This is a genomic window from Nostoc sp., from assembly GCF_036917435.1.
Classification (GTDB): Bacteria; Cyanobacteriota; Cyanobacteriia; order Cyanobacteriales; family Nostocaceae; genus Nostoc.
On the sequence record NZ_JBALDM010000022.1, the window covers coordinates 23,929 to 38,603 of the forward strand.

At 41.5% G+C, this 14,675-nt stretch carries 17 protein-coding genes; 9 read left to right on the forward strand and 8 right to left on the reverse strand.

Annotation, left to right across the window (positions count from 1 at the left end; translation table 11 throughout):
- Positions 1-130: 130 nt before the first annotated feature.
- From V7K98_RS08645 to V7K98_RS08670, 6 genes are all read right to left on the reverse strand, one after another.
- Complete coding sequence (locus V7K98_RS08645; RefSeq protein WP_335020749.1) at positions 131-1,138, reverse strand: phycobilisome rod-core linker polypeptide; 1,008 nt, start codon at positions 1,136-1,138, stop codon at positions 131-133.
- 618 nt (positions 1,139-1,756) lie between these two features.
- On the reverse strand, positions 1,757-2,095 hold the full coding sequence (locus V7K98_RS08650; RefSeq protein ID WP_335020751.1) for a CpeR family transcriptional regulator: 339 nt from the start codon (positions 2,093-2,095) through the stop codon (positions 1,757-1,759).
- Positions 2,089-2,718 carry a chromophore lyase CpcT/CpeT gene (locus V7K98_RS08655; protein ID WP_335020753.1) on the reverse strand — a complete coding sequence of 210 codons (630 nt, stop codon included), beginning with the start codon at positions 2,716-2,718 and terminating at the stop codon, positions 2,089-2,091. The genes V7K98_RS08650 and V7K98_RS08655 overlap by 7 nt, the downstream gene beginning before the upstream one ends.
- A gap of 58 nt (positions 2,719-2,776) precedes the next feature.
- Positions 2,777-3,313, reverse strand: a complete 537-nt coding sequence (locus tag V7K98_RS08660; RefSeq protein WP_335020755.1) for a phycobiliprotein lyase — start codon at positions 3,311-3,313, stop codon at positions 2,777-2,779.
- Positions 3,314-3,500: 187 nt separating this feature from the next.
- Positions 3,501-4,259 (reverse strand): phycobilisome rod-core linker polypeptide, encoded by a 759-nt coding sequence (locus V7K98_RS08665; protein WP_335020757.1) that lies wholly within the window; start codon positions 4,257-4,259, stop codon positions 3,501-3,503.
- Between the two features lie 611 nt (positions 4,260-4,870).
- Complete coding sequence (locus V7K98_RS08670) at positions 4,871-5,599, reverse strand: phycobilisome protein (protein WP_335020759.1); 729 nt, start codon at positions 5,597-5,599, stop codon at positions 4,871-4,873.
- A gap of 94 nt (positions 5,600-5,693) precedes the next feature.
- On the opposite strand from V7K98_RS08670, the gene V7K98_RS08675 reads away from it, so the two are divergent.
- Positions 5,694-6,356, forward strand: a complete 663-nt coding sequence (locus V7K98_RS08675; RefSeq protein WP_335020761.1) for a HEAT repeat domain-containing protein — start codon at positions 5,694-5,696, stop codon at positions 6,354-6,356.
- A 146-nt stretch (positions 6,357-6,502) separates the two neighbouring features.
- Positions 6,503-6,703 carry a hypothetical protein gene (locus tag V7K98_RS08680; protein ID WP_335020763.1) on the forward strand — a complete coding sequence of 67 codons (201 nt, stop codon included), beginning with the start codon at positions 6,503-6,505 and terminating at the stop codon, positions 6,701-6,703.
- Positions 6,704-6,758: 55 nt separating this feature from the next.
- On the opposite strand, the gene V7K98_RS08685 is transcribed toward V7K98_RS08680, so the two are convergent.
- Positions 6,759-7,622, reverse strand: coding sequence for a pentapeptide repeat-containing protein (locus V7K98_RS08685; RefSeq protein WP_335020765.1), 864 nt, complete (start codon positions 7,620-7,622; stop codon positions 6,759-6,761).
- Positions 7,623-7,738: 116 nt separating this feature from the next.
- Here V7K98_RS08685 and V7K98_RS08690 point away from each other — a divergent pair, with 116 nt between their 5' ends.
- Both V7K98_RS08690 and V7K98_RS08695 read left to right on the forward strand, forming a co-directional pair.
- Positions 7,739-8,314 carry a phycobiliprotein lyase gene (locus V7K98_RS08690; RefSeq protein ID WP_335020767.1) on the forward strand — a complete coding sequence of 192 codons (576 nt, stop codon included), beginning with the start codon at positions 7,739-7,741 and terminating at the stop codon, positions 8,312-8,314.
- 180 nt (positions 8,315-8,494) lie between these two features.
- Positions 8,495-9,229: a 15,16-dihydrobiliverdin:ferredoxin oxidoreductase gene (locus V7K98_RS08695; RefSeq protein WP_335021085.1), complete on the forward strand. Its 735-nt coding sequence runs from the start codon at positions 8,495-8,497 to the stop codon at positions 9,227-9,229.
- Here the strand turns inward: V7K98_RS08695 and V7K98_RS08700 are convergent.
- Positions 9,210-9,353, reverse strand: coding sequence for a hypothetical protein (locus V7K98_RS08700; RefSeq protein ID WP_335020769.1), 144 nt, complete (start codon positions 9,351-9,353; stop codon positions 9,210-9,212). The genes V7K98_RS08695 and V7K98_RS08700 overlap by 20 nt on opposite strands.
- Between V7K98_RS08700 and V7K98_RS08705 the strand changes: the two genes are divergently transcribed.
- The 5 genes from V7K98_RS08705 to V7K98_RS08725 all read left to right on the forward strand — a co-directional run bounded on the left by V7K98_RS08705 (position 9,335) and on the right by V7K98_RS08725 (position 14,464).
- On the forward strand, positions 9,335-10,081 hold the full coding sequence (locus V7K98_RS08705) for a phycoerythrobilin:ferredoxin oxidoreductase (RefSeq protein ID WP_335020771.1): 747 nt from the start codon (positions 9,335-9,337) through the stop codon (positions 10,079-10,081). The two genes, V7K98_RS08700 and V7K98_RS08705, sit on opposite strands and share 19 nt — an antisense overlap.
- Before the next feature lie 692 nt (positions 10,082-10,773).
- Positions 10,774-10,920, forward strand: coding sequence for a hypothetical protein (locus tag V7K98_RS08710; protein ID WP_335020773.1), 147 nt, complete (start codon positions 10,774-10,776; stop codon positions 10,918-10,920).
- 333 nt (positions 10,921-11,253) lie between these two features.
- On the forward strand, positions 11,254-12,483 hold the full coding sequence (locus tag V7K98_RS08715) for a sedoheptulose 7-phosphate cyclase (RefSeq protein WP_335020774.1): 1,230 nt from the start codon (positions 11,254-11,256) through the stop codon (positions 12,481-12,483).
- Positions 12,484-12,487: 4 nt separating this feature from the next.
- Positions 12,488-13,321 (forward strand): O-methyltransferase, encoded by an 834-nt coding sequence (locus V7K98_RS08720; RefSeq protein ID WP_335020776.1) that lies wholly within the window; start codon positions 12,488-12,490, stop codon positions 13,319-13,321.
- 114 nt (positions 13,322-13,435) lie between these two features.
- Entirely contained in the window at positions 13,436-14,464 is a 1,029-nt protein-coding gene (locus tag V7K98_RS08725; RefSeq protein WP_335020778.1) for a D-alanine--D-alanine ligase family protein, read from the forward strand.
- Positions 14,465-14,675: the final 211 nt, after the last annotated feature.

The following is a 14,675-nucleotide window of genomic DNA, read 5'->3' on the forward strand; positions in this document are numbered from 1 at the left end:
AAAAACCGCGATGCTCGATTTGAGCATATAGCATCAGGGAATTATTAATTTCATGCGATCGCTACATTGTTAACTTTTGGTGCGCTAGCCTTTGGCATAACGCACCCGACAAAACGAAACAGTAAAAAAATCAACCATTAAAAACGCGACTGCGCCACTTATTCAACCGGGCTCCCCCAATTGTGGCAGACCGTCGAGCATCAGCAACTTGCTCTTGCAAACCTGCAATCTGTTTTGCTTGCGCGTCAGCTTGCTGTTGCAAAGATGTATATTCGCCTGTGCTACTTACATAACTTGAAGTCTGCCAACTACTACTGAATTTTGTTGTCCCGATGTTGGCAAAAGGTCTTAAGTCTGCTAGCTGTTGTTGCAAAGTTGCAATCTGGCTTTCTTGCTCTTGAATCTTTCGCTGCAAGCCTTGTTCAGCTTCTCTACGAGCAGCGATAAACGTATTCACAGGAGTGGCAGTTTCTGGTCTTGGCTTGAATATTTCAGCAAGTATTGCACTCACATCTGTGGGTTTCAGTTTACCGTAAGGAGCGTTGGTAATTAGCGATCGCACCAGTTGAGGTTCATTATTCGTCGCCAGGTTCTTATCACTGCTGGAATTACTCCGCAATAGTTGCAGCATATTGCTAAATTCTAATATCTTTTTGCCCGTCTGGGTTTTGTAACCCCGGTAATATGGCACTATATTCTCCCCAAAGGCATCTAAATACTCGTCGCTATCTAGATAAGAATCAATATCTGCCTCAAAACCTTGCTCATCAAGAATATTACTGTGATGTATCGTCTCAGAATAGTCATCGGGAGCGCGACCTAGCAAGTGTTTGAAGTTTAGTTCAATGGCACGGTAGCGGTAAACGTTATCAAAAAATCTGGAGCGATACAACTCTGATTTGGCAAGCTGACGCACAAACTCACGCACATCGATTATACCTTGCTTGAGTTGAGATTCGGGAACGATCAGCCGTTCACTTTCCATAATGTAGGCATTACCCAACACTTGCCGATAAACTGCCCTAATGACGATTTCAATCTCATCAGGCGAAGCATTAGTCCACAGTTCAATGGGTTCTGCTTGAGGAAAAGCTTGATATTGGCGTTGTCTGGTTTGGTCATCTACGAAAGTCTGCATAGAGTTTATGTGGGTAGGAAGAACTAATGGTTTTGAGAATGTTTGCTAGAAATCTATATTTTTAAAGGTAATGGGAACTAAGTATTTGTTAACGCTTGCGTGGTAAAGCTAATACCAAGTTATTTGTGAAATCGCACTACGTAAAATTACAGGCTGTAGAGGTAGTTCAGGAATTACCCTAAGAAGAAAATCTTTTTTCGGCTATTGTTCGCGTAATATAGCGGTTCTTAGTTGAGTAGGTACTGAACCCCACCCCTAACCCCCTCCCCGCAAGCGAGGAGGGGACTATCATGTAACTTGTATGATTGGGAAACGCTATACCAATTTGGAAAATTATTGCGATAGATGGAATTATAGAACTCTTTCATAAAAAGAATTTTCAATCCAAAATGGTATAATCCCTGAAATTTTAATTCTTTTTACAGTCAAGATTAATTTATCAAGTTTTGGGGACTTTTTTAGTTACATTTTCTAACAAACTTAGACGGCTAACTGTTAATCAGTAACAGCTAATTATCGTGAACAATTAGCAATTAAACATTAACAATTAGCCGTCAACCCCCTTAAGGAGTATTTAAAATTCAAAATGTCAAAAGGATGTCCGCAGTATATTAACTCTCAAGCCCGCTCATCAAATCTAGTGTAGAAACCACCATATTTTATCCAGTATTGTTTCAAAGTATGATGCGGGGTATGTAAACTAGCTTTTGCCTGATATAAAATTACTTGACGATGATCGCCCATCCAGATTTTATTAATGGGGTCAACGGATATTACAGTTCCTCCTAAAGAAGCAACACATTCAGAAAATCTCTCAATCGTTGTATACTCTAATGTCTCGAATATAAAAAAGTTACCCGAACAAATTAAGTGGCGGCTGCGAATCCAGCAACGCATCTTTTTTTCAGCCTGTGGAGGCAACATTTTATATTTGACAGGTTCAAGCTGAATCAACATAATGCTCTCACTGCAAGTAATTCATCAGCAAAACTTTCCCGTTTTTCAAACTGCAAAGGCCCAGCAGTTGAACCCCATATTTGCTTATGAGTTTCAATATCTATACCTTTATCTAGACTTATCCAAGTATGCTCGGTTATTTCTACTTCGCTAACCAGATATGTCTGACATCCATTACGGTTAATCAGACATTGATTACCAGGTTCCACGCTACCCCGAAACATTTCACCCTCTCGTTGGAAAACCATTGAACAGTTATAACGCCGTTCGATACACTCTGGGGTGATGGTTTTGAGGATATCTAATTCACGAGCAGCACCTGCATAAAGCATCTGGTCTTTCAGGCTATAATTTTCGATGTAAATGCGATCGCCACAATCCACTAATCTATGTACTCCCTGGCGATAGGGTGTCCATAAATCGTGATCATAAGCTTGTTCTGAATAAAAACCGATGGCAGAAAAAAATTCAATCGGTAAAGGACGAAAAAAAATGTGAATGTGGGCGTAAAGTTGGGGATTGGCAAAAGATTGCTTGTAGTTGCTAAAATCTCCTGCCATCCAACAGGCTAAGGTGAGTAAATCGCTAGCCTTGGTGCTAGATTCACTGGGCGCTATTGTCATCTTCAACCTCAGTAGTGACAAAACTAGATGATTACTTCTATGTTGTAACTTGATATTGTTAATTGGTTGAACTAGACAAAGAGCGAATCTCTGAAGAAAAGGAAGCTGTTGTCACGCCTTTACCATCACTGGTTTTAATTGTCGCTACCCGAAATCGCAGGTTTGGGGTAGCAAACCAAATTCGTTCTTCAGCAGCAGCAAGTTCATACTCTGTTAGCAGGGTAAAAATACCATCGTCACTTAAATGATATTTAGCCACTGCCGGGATTGTTTCGGCATACCCTTTGTCACGTAAGAGTTTGCCTCTAGAAGGATTTTCTCTATCTGGAATTGGTACTAATACGGTACTACCAGAGATTGGTTTATCGTCCCAGTCTGACTCACCCTCCCAAGTCATCCGAAAGGGATGGGTGATACTGCTGGGGTCAATGTTATACAATTGACAGATTGCTAGTACACCCGGATCGTCGTTGGATAAAGGCTCAATGTCAATGTTAGACAGTACTTGTTCAAAATGGGCGAATGCTAAATGATGACCACTACGCTGCGATCGCCATCGTCCAATTGAAAGTTCAAAAAATTCAGTAATTTCCATTAGAAAAGTGATTTTAAAAAGTAGCTTACAATCCAAGAGATATTTTGGCTAAAAAGTTATTCTACTATTCTAGGGAGGAGTTGGGAGTTAGGAGTCAAGAGTTAGAAGTGAATAGTTAGGAGTTGGAAGAATTTTGCCCATCCCCCTCATCTTCCCACTCCCTACTCCCTACTCCCCACTCACCTACTTAAGCAACTTCAGTAATACTGATAATTTTGCCGCCTGTTCTATGAATGTTTTGCATTTGTCCAGACAGTTGATTGTAGTTAACTATATATTCAAGGTTGCCCAGACGAGTACGCAGATTAGCCGAACCTTTCACTGCTTTAATCAAGAAGCGTTTGCTGGTGCTGCTTACACTAGAACCAGCAGCAGGCGCTTTGATGGATGTGGGTAAGTTTGCACCTATGTCACCGATCAGCTTGGCTTTGCGACTGCTATCGCTGGTAGCTACTCCTCTCGATAAAGTAAAGGTGCGGTTAAAGGTAACATTCTTAATCCCTACTTGAGAGCTATTGCTGCGAGGATAAGGGACAATATTCTCGCCAAAATTTTGCTGATACTCTTGGCTATCAATATAGGAGTCGATCTCAGCATCGTAGCCTTGTTCGTTGTAGATGCGGACGTGTTCGGCAATTTCTGCTTGATCGGCAGGTGGACGGCCTAGCAGGTGTTTGAAGTTCAGTTCAATGAACCGATACTGGGAAGAAGAACTGAAAAACAGGGATTGATAGAGTTCTGATTTCGCAACGGTGTTGACGAACTCACGGACGCTGATTTTGCGATCGCGTAATTGCGATTCAGCAGAGGCTAGGCGATCGCTCTCTAGTAAGTGAGCATTACCCAAAACCTGTTTGTAAACTGCCCGAATCAGTGTTTGTAATTCGCTTTCGCTGGTATTAGGACGTAGTTCAACATTAGGTGAATCAATAACCCAAAGTGACATTTAAGTATCTCCTTAAAAACGTGAATTAAATGAAATTTTCGAGCATCCTACCCTTTATGGAGGTAGATTTTCGCCTCAGTTGTCAGTTATTTTTGCTACTGACTAGCATTTGTAAAATTTTAGTTTTTTAAAGTGCGTTAAATGTGTTCGTATATGACAACTGACGGCAGAATTGTCCAAAAGCCATTCACACTATCTCCCAGTTAACAACTAAATTTTATGAGAAGGATATTCAGCAGATGTTAAAAAACTTTACATCGTTATGACTCAAGGAGTGGCCATGGAGACTTTAAATCTTTATTGGTCTTGATGATTTCAGTTTTTACATCGTTAATGCCTTTATGTATTCTGATACGATGCTGAAACCATATTTGTTAAAATTTGTTAAGTAAAATAATACTTTAGAGAAATTTCAGCTTGTTTTTAGTATTTGATTTGCTATTGAGATACAGGTGATGATATTGCTGTTTTCCCTTGAGCAAAAGTATTAATCGTACTGAGTCATGAAGTTTATCTTGGTAAGTGGGCAAGAATAAATCAAGCTATGTTACGTAATATAAACTTAATTAAGTTGGCTTTTAGTGAGCGTATTAAGTGGCTTACGACAAACCTTATCGAGTTTGGAAAGTAGCCAGTTGGCTGATTAAATGGTCAAAATAGAAAGCAAGAGTTTCCTGCTGATTGGCTGGACACCGCTTCAAACTAGCAGCCTTGATGCTTTTTAAGCCTAATAGCATTGCATCTAGTGGAACGTGTAACTCCTGATAAAGCAAGTTCATATAGTGCAGTCCTGTAGGATTGGTATACTCAGCGTGTCCACCTGCTATGCCATAAGTAATACAGCGAAGAAAATGCCAAAAATCGCGCCAGCAAGCTTGGGCGCGTTCAGGCGGATAAAGTCCACCACCAGGCTGAATAATTTCAGGATAGGTTGCTAAAACCTGCTCTCTAGCTTCATCAACGATTTCGGCGGCGCGATCGCGTAACAATACAGCAACAGGAATCAACTCAGAATTATCTGGTGACAAGGTTGTAATCTGCAATAAATCTTCGTCACTCAGATAGCGGAAAGCATCATCCGCAGCTTGGAATATGGCGATCGCTGCTGTTGAATGGGACTGTTCCCACTCAGCAAAGCTGATAATTCTCGCTTTGGCTATTAATTCTTTGGCGGTTTCGCTTAATTGAGTCATTAATTTAGGGAATTGGGAATTGGGAATTGGAAATTGAGAATTGGGAATTGGGAATTGGGAATTGAGAATTGGGAATTGAGAATTGAGTGGGGAACAGAGGAGAAGTTGTAGTAAGTCTTTCCCCCATGCCCCATGCCCAATGCCCAATGCCCAATTCCCTTAGATTAAATCTTCCCAAATGCGATCGCCATTTCTTAGCATCTGTAAAATAAAGTAAAGAATACCTCTACCAAATGCATCTATGGAAATCCATCAAATCCAAACTGAACTGAAGAACCCAGATTTTCACAATCGTTTAAAGGCGATCGCAGCCCTCAATGATTATGAATCAGAAGTTGCAGTTCCTCTGCTAACAAGTAAACTTCATGACTCAGAATTTTTGGTGCGTTCTTTTGTAGCCAGGGGTTTGGGTAATCAACCATCAGCAGAATCTTTTGCTGCTTTGATGCAAATTATGAAATTTGACGATACCCCGAATGTGCGAGCTGAGGCGGCAAATTCGTTATCGCTATTTGGCAGAGTCGCAGTTTCTCATCTAGTTCTGGCATTTTATCAGGATGACCACTGGCTAGTTAAGCGGAGCATTTTAGCTGCGATCGCCGAAATGGATTGCCCTGAAGAACTATTTGATATATGCGTTCAAGGTTTAAAAGATGAAGATTTCACAGTTCAGGAATCTTCTGTTGATGGACTGGGCTTGCTAGCTAATTCGAGCCAACACAGTGCTGCACTATCCCAAATACTAACCTTAGTGAATAATGAATCTTGTCGAATGCGCGTGCGAGTTAGCTATGCCCTCAAACGCTTTGACGAGCCACAATCAAAAGCAGCCTTGAATCAACTCAGACAAGATGAGGATCACCGAGTTGTCGGAGCGGCTTTAGAAGACTTATTGCCACAATAGCGATTTGAGTTTGTGGGGAATATTGTGATAAAACTTATTTGAAAAATAGCCCATATATTATTTTACCTTAAAATTGACCAAAATATCCGGGTAATCTGCCAAAATCTGGAAGAAAAGATCAACTTTTTCAAGATGAGGAGGCATTTGTGACTGATATACAAACTGGTCAAATGACTTGGCGACTACCAGGTTCCTCAGAATGTGCTTTACATTTGCGGCATAATGCTTCGGAACCTTGGCGATCGTATAAAGAATTTCCCCACTATGTTCTACCCGATCCGCCGGGTTTTTCAGAAGGATACGCTACATTTTTAGCGCTTCTAAAAAAGAACTGGAAGCCAGTATAAAGATTGCTGAGTTAAAAGTGCTGAGTGCCTAGCAATTACTTTTGAAACTCAAAAATCAGGACTCAATTGGTGAAGCACTCAAACTGTCACGAGTTGTTTTACGAGTGTAGGCGTTCCAAACGTCGAGTTCTGAATATGGACGGCTTTTAAGCATAGCCTTAGTTGCTTCTGTGAGTCCTTGGGCTAAAGTAAAATCTGCCCCAGCGATGCTTTGAAGATGTTCCATCTCTACATCGTGGAGGTCAGTTGCTCGCAGGTCTGCATCCCGCAAATCGGCTCCAGTCAATCGAGCATTCCGCAAGCAAGCCCCAGTCAAATAAGCTTTCGTCAAGTCAGCGCCACTTAAAGCTGCACCTTGTAAATTTGCTCCTGTCAAATCAGCACCACTCAGGTAGGCTCCACGCAGATTAGCACCTTGTAAATCTGCATTTCGTAAAGAAGCTGTATTCAGAAAAGCACCATTGAGATTAGCACCCGGCCCTACCGCTCCTGAAGCTTTGTAGTTATATTCTTGGGGCCATTTCGTTTGTGTATCATAACGTGCTACTTGCAGTTTGGCTTCATCCAAATTTGCGCCACTGAGATTTGCTTGTTGGAGGTTAGCACGGTTTAAATAGGCTCCCTGCAAATTAGCCCGACTCAAATCGGCTCCTTGCAGATTAGCGCCTCGCAAATCAGCCCCACTCAAATCGGCATTAGTCAAGACTAGCCCACTCAGGTCAGTTCCTACTAGCTTGGCTTTATTCAAGTTAGCTTGTTGTAAATCAACTTCTCTGAGATTGAATTGATACAAATCGGCCCAATCTATAGGGGTTCCAGCTTTCAAGGCTGTTAATATTTCTGGAGTCGGACTGGGGCGTTCGGCAAAGCCGTTGCCGTAGGCATCGCTAGTAATAAGTTGAGTTTCACTATTTGTCATCAGTTGATAAAAATATAACTTTTGGAGTTATCCTACACTTTAGCGAAATTGGGACTTCATCTTAATTAATCAGTATTCAAGAACGCCAAAATTTGATAAAAGAGGTTTTAAAACAGATGCATATAACACCACCCTTGTCAATGATCGACTTCTTCCGTAAAAGTGAGGGGACATGGTTTACAGAACGCTCCGTTCATCATTTTGACTCCGCGGCGGATGAATCGGGGCAGTCGAATTTGATTATTAAAGTCATGGAAAAGGACGATCCGAAAGTCCAGGAAGTCTGTAAAGCTCAGGGGATAGATCCTACTAAAGCAACAGGTGGTGCTAGCTTTGCATGGCAGGCTAACCTAGATACCAGGCTACCTAATAGCGATAATGCTGCAATTTTGGTTGATGTTCCCGACCAAACGAGGCGTTTTGGAAAACTGATCCGCAACCAAGGCTATGTTGAAAGCATTCCCGTCGTGAGTCGGTATCAGTTTGCCAATGATGGAGTGCTGACTATTGATACTGACTATGACAATAACCAAGGTCAAGAGCGTTGTTGGTTTGTTACAGATGATTTTCGTGTCAGAGTTAGTACCGTGCGAATGATGAACGGTGTCAACTTAATGACTTATTGTTCTGAGCGTCGCTGTGTTTCCCAAGAACTGCTAGAGCAAATGCTCAGTCTGAATCATGCTAGGTAGGGAATAGGGAATAGGGAGATGAGGGGGACAAGGAAAATAGCTCATCCTCAATGCCCAATTCCCAATTCCCAATTCCCAATTCCCAATTCCCCATTAAGGAATGTTGCTTTGTTTCTCATAAATGAGACGTGCATGATTGTCATCATTTATTTTCATGCAAGGGTTAACAAATCATGTTCCATGTATAAGCCTTTCCTGGAATTTTTAGAAAAAGAGCTATTTCAGCGCTTTGATTTACAAAGTAGGGTCATTCCCCCTGGTTTGGAATTCAAAGTTAGCGATCGCGGCAGAAACCCTGCAACCATTCAGAGTTGGTGTTACCAATCTCAAGAGTTGCGGAAAATTCGCTATACCTATATTGATGCCGGAGAAAGCGCCCAAATTTTTAACAGCGTGATTTATCCCAGTCATCACTACGATTTACCCCTGCTAGGGATTGATTTTTTATCCTTTGGCAAAGTCAAAAATCTGATTGTGCTTGACTTTCAGCCTTTGTTTCAGGATGAAGATTATCAAAACAAATATATAACTCCGCTAAAATATCTCCATAATAAATACCCGGATTTGGCACAAAATTTAGAAATGAAGTTTTACGATGCCAACCAGTATTTTTCTAAGTACCTCTTGTTTGCCAAAACAGACCCTGAAACAGTTGCAACGCGAGTCTTTGAAGCTTTTCAAGATTATTTAAACTTGTATTGGCAAATGCTAGCAGATGCAAAACCACTCTACGATCCTGAAGATATCCAACGGATTGTTAAAGCTCAAAAAGACTATGACCAATATAGTGCAGACCGCGATCCAGCATCAGGTCTGTTTAGCAGTTACTTTGGTCATGAATGGTCAGAGCGCTTTCTCCATGAGTTCTTATTTGAAGATGCTGTTCCCCTGGCAGTTAGTGGCAGTAAAAGATAATCGATTGGGCATTGGGCATTGGGCATTGGGCATTGGGAATTGGGAAGAATCTCTTAATAACTCCTAACTCAGCACTCACTTTTTCTAGTTTTGGAGCGAAGCGACGTGACACTATATCAGCCATTTCTGGATTATGCGATCGCCTACATGCGATCGCGCTTAGACTTACAACCCTACCCGATTCCGACTGGGTTTGAATTTAAAAGCGCTGTTGTGGGCAAGGGCAAAAATCAGGAAGAGGTTGTCACCACAAGTTACGCCTTTCAAACCGGAAAATTACGGCAAATTCGTGCCGCTCATGTCCAGGGTGGTAATTCGCTGCAAGTACTGAATTTTGTGATTTTCCCCCGCCTCAACTACGATTTACCCTTTTTTGGGGCGGATTTGGTGACATTGCCAGGAGGACACCTAATTGCTTTAGATATGCAGCCCCTATTTCGGGACGATCTAGAATATCAGGCAAAATATACAGAACCAATTCTACCCATTTTCCATACTCATCAACAGCATCTATCTTGGGGAGGAGATTTCCCTGAAGAAGCACAGCCATTTTTCTCTCCCGCTTTCCTGTGGACTCGTCCCCAAGAAACGGCTGTAGTGGAAACTCAAGTATTTGCCGCTTTCCAAGACTATTTAAAAGCTTATCTGGATTTCGTGGATGAAGCGGAAGCTGTAACAGATTCTCAAAATTTAGTAGCCATTGAACAAGCCCAACTGCGATACCTACGATATCGGGCTGAAAAAGACCCAGCACGAGGAATGTTCAAACGCTTCTATGGTGCCGAATGGACTGAAGAGTATATCCACGGCTTCTTATTTGACCTAGAAAAAAAATTAACACCGATCAACTAAGCATCCTAAGACTTTCGGTAAAAAATATATCTTATCTACGCCCACTGCTGTCAACTTAAGCTCAAAGCTTTGTCCCACAGCCGTTTTCCCCCCTCCTTAATCCCCCCTTATAAAGTGGGGAAACAGGAAATCCGGTTCCCTCCCCTTTATAAGGGGAGGGTTAGGGTGGGGTAAAGCGGATCGTGATGAGTGGTGAGTGGTGAGTGAACTCAATATTCAGTTTTTATATGGGTTTCACGTTAAGTTGACACCCATGATCTACGCCGTGTCACTGATTTATTTAGACATACTTTATTGAAAATACTGGTTGCTCAGTACACTTAAGATGGTTGATTGACTTAAATCTATTTACATATGTTATTATTCTTATAGCTTTAATGTTATGATTTGTGTTGTGCTTTTAAGTTATCAACCAGTAAACTATTTGCTGGTTTAAGCTAAAATAACCTAATTTTAGAACTAAAAAGCCAATTTAAGCAAACTTAGAGATTTTTTAACATACAACCGTTCCTTAATAAAGTTAAAGTTTTGTTAAAAGTAACTCAGATATATTTAAATTCTGAATTTTCGAGAGTTACTGAGGTAAGTATGTTTAGTACCGAGCATTAAGTTGACTGAACGCAAGAGGAATTCTACTGTCATTCTGAACTAAATAGAATGTAGACAGTTTAGTGATATGAGGTTTGAGACTAATGCTAAAAAACAGCGAACTAACGATTAATCAGGGTTCTAATCTCAAATTGAAGTTTGGAGATCAACGATACGAGCAGTTTTCTAGGGTAGAAGTTTTGCGGAATCGTACAGTTGGAAAGCCGTTAGAGTTAAACGTAGTGGAATAAATCTTAATTAAGATGAATTCCACAAATTTAAAATCAACAATCCTGAAAGAAATAGGCAAATATTATGCCAATATATTGCGAGTGGGACTAGTTGATTAGTTTGAGGTTATGCCGAATTAAAGGTTAACCCACCTACAGAATTTACTCAAAGTGAATGGTGTTTTTTAATAACATTGCCAGTCAGCAATAAATATTAGCTTCTTATTGAAAGCTAGTTTTGTCGTGCCTTTAATCTAAAAAGATGAAGAGCATAACTTGTTGCTGGCGTGCATTAGGGTAAATCGCAATTATTACCGAAATATCCCAACTTTTTGCAATACAAGGTCAACAGACATGAATAAGGTTCAAGCATCCTTTGAAGCTACAGAAACTGCATTTCACGTGGAAGGGTACGAAAAAATCGATTTTAGTCTTGTGTATGTGAACGGTGCATTTGACATTAAAAATACAGAAATAGCAGATAGCTATGCTAAATTTGGTCGCTGTCTGACTGTAATTGATGCCAATGTTTATGAACTTTATGGAAAGCAGATCAAGTCATATTTTAGGCACTATGACATTGATCTGACAGTATTTCCCATCATCATTACAGAGCCAGATAAAACCCTTGAAAGTTTTGAGAAAATTGTTGACGCTTTCTCCGACTTTGGCTTAGTTCGTAAGGAACCGGTCTTAGTCGTTGGTGGTGGTCTAATTACTGATGTAGCTGGCTTTGCTTGCGCTGCTTATCGTCGCAAGAGTAACTTCATTCGTGTTCCGACAACGTTAATTGGTTTAATCGATGCAGGTGTAGCGATTAAGGTAGCAGTTAATCATCGCAAGTTAAAAAATCGCTTGGGAGCATATCATGCACCTTTGAAAGTTATCCTCGATTTCTCATTTTTGAAAACCTTACCAACGGCTCAAGTTCGTAATGGGATGGCAGAGTTAGTAAAAATTGCTGTAGTTTCTAACTCGCAAGTGTTTGAAATGCTATACGAACATGGCGAAGAACTACTTTCCACCCACTTTGGACAGGTGAATGGGACACCGGAACTTAAAGAGATTGCTCATAAACTCAACTACGAAGCAATCAAAACCATGCTGGAGTTAGAGACTCCAAACTTGCATGAAATCGACCTCGATCGCGTCATAGCCTACGGACATACTTGGAGTCCTACTTTAGAGTTAGCGCCCCACGTACCTCTATATCATGGTCACGCTGTCAATATAGATATGGCTTTATCTGCAACCATAGCAGGACAACGAGGCTATATTCCAACAGAAGAGCGCGATCGCATTCTAGACTTAATGAGTCGCATCGGTCTATCACTAGATCATCCTCTACTAGATGGGGATTTATTGTGGGATGCTACCGAGTCTATAAGCTTGACACGAGACGGCAAACAACGCGCAGCTATGCCTCGGCCTATTGGTGAGTGCTTCTTTGTCAACGATTTGACTCGTGAAGAACTTGATGCTGCCGTAGCTGAACATAAACGTCTTTGTGCTAAATACCCTCGTGGCGGTGAAGGCGTTGATGCCTACATCGAAAGTCAAGAAGCTCAACTCTTGGGGGTGTGAAGACATGACAAGTGTTTTAGGACGAGAAACAGCTAGGCCAATAACGCCACACAGTATTTTAGTAGCGCAGCTACAGCAAACCCTGAAATTAGCAGAAGAGAACAATATTCCCATAGAGATATTAGATTCTCTGCGTCAAGGAGTTGAATTGGCGGCGGGTTTAGATCCCTATTTGGATGATTACACCACTCCAGAATCGAGTGCCTTGACAGCATTGGCGCAAAGAACCAGTAAAGAAGACTGGAGTAAACGTTTCAGCGATGGTGAAACAGTGCGTCAATTAGAACAAGAAATGCTCTCAGGGCATCTGGAAGGACAGACATTGAAAATGTTTGTTCACATGACTAAAGCAAAGCGCATCCTAGAAGTAGGGATGTTTACAGGATATTCAGCCTTGGCAATGGCAGAGGCACTACCAAGCGATGGGCAACTCATCGGTTGTGAAGTTGACTCCTATGTAGCCCAATTTGCTCAAGCTTGTTTTAGTGAATCTGCACACGGCAATAAAATCGTTGTGGAAGTAGCACCCGCTTTAGAGACACTCCACAAGCTGGCAGTAAGAAAAGAATCATTTGATTTAATCTTCATTGATGCCGATAAAAAGGAGTATGTAGAGTACTTCCAGACTATCTTAGATAGTGACTTGCTAGCTCCTGACGGGTTAATCTGCGTGGATAACACTTTGTTGCAGGGACAGGTTTACCTACCACCAGAACAACGCACCGCCAATGGTGAAGCGATCGCACAATTCAATCGTGCTGTTGCCGCCGATCCTCGTGTAGAGCAAGTTCTGTTACCCATCCGAGATGGTATAACTCTGATTAGACGAGTGGCGTAATCGCAGGATAAAAGCAAGGGGACAAGGGGACAATTCTTTCTCTCCCTGCCTCCCCTGCTCCCTGATCTTTCCCTACTTTCAAAGACTTATGGCAAAATCAATGGAGGATGAATCATGCCAGTACTTCGTATCCTTCATTTAGTTGGATCTGCATACAATGATTTTTACTGTGAGTTGTCACGCAATTACGCCCAAAGCTGTCTGCTAGCTACAGCAAATCCATCGCTCTATGACTTTCTGATTGCATACATCACACCCGATCGCCAGTGGCGATTTCCTTCCTCTCTCAGTCCTGAAGATATAGCTGTCGCCAAACCGATGACGCTGTTAGATGCGATACAGTTTATAACAGCGCAAAACATTGACCTTATGTTGCCACAAATGTTTTGTATCCCTGGAATGACGCATTACCGCGCCCTATTCGACCTACTTAAGATCCCTTACATAGGTAATACTCCAGATGTCATGGCAATAACGGCCCACAAAGCCAAAACTAAAGCAATTGTCGCAGCCGCAGGGGTGAAAGTACCTCGTGGAGAACTGCTTCGCCAAGGAGACGTTCCGACAATTACACCTCCAGTAGTCATTAAACCTGCAAATGCTGACAACTCTTTAGGGGTGTCCTTAGTCAGAGAAAAGAGTGAGTATGATGCTGCCTTGAAGAAAGCATTTGAATTTGCAGATGAAGTGATTGTAGAAACATTCATTGAAGCCGGTCGAGAAGTCAGATGCGGCACTATTGTCAAAGATGGGGAGCTAATCAGTTTACCCCCTGAAGAGTATCAGATAGATCCCCAAAACAGACCCATCCGCAGCTATACTGACAAATTCAAAATACCAATCGAGGGCGACTTAGCTTCAACTGCTAAAAATTATGTCCCAGGTTGGATTGTAGATATTAATGACCCCATCGCCCTAAAGGTTCAGCAAGAAGTTAAGAAGTGTCATTTGGCTTTGGGCTGTCGTCATTATAGTTTATTTGACTTCCGAATCGACCCACAGGGAGAACCTTGGTTCTTAGAAGCCGGGTTATTTTGTATTTTTGACCACAAAGCGGTGATTGCCTCTACAGCGAACGCAGTGGGAATTCCTTTAAATGAGTTATTTATGACGGCAATCAATGAAGCGTTGGGCACGATTTGATGAACGGCAAATCACCTTTTTAGCTTTCTTTTGAATTGGAATAGCACAAGGTTTTCGCTAGCTGCAAGTAATAAGCTGTCGTGTATTTAATTTGCACAGCTAGGGCGGGCAAGATGCCCACCCCACAAGAGATTTATTTTTTGGAGGATGCAAATTAAACTATTTTCAACTTAGAACTCGAATGTAAAATGTAACGCTTACTCTATATGGC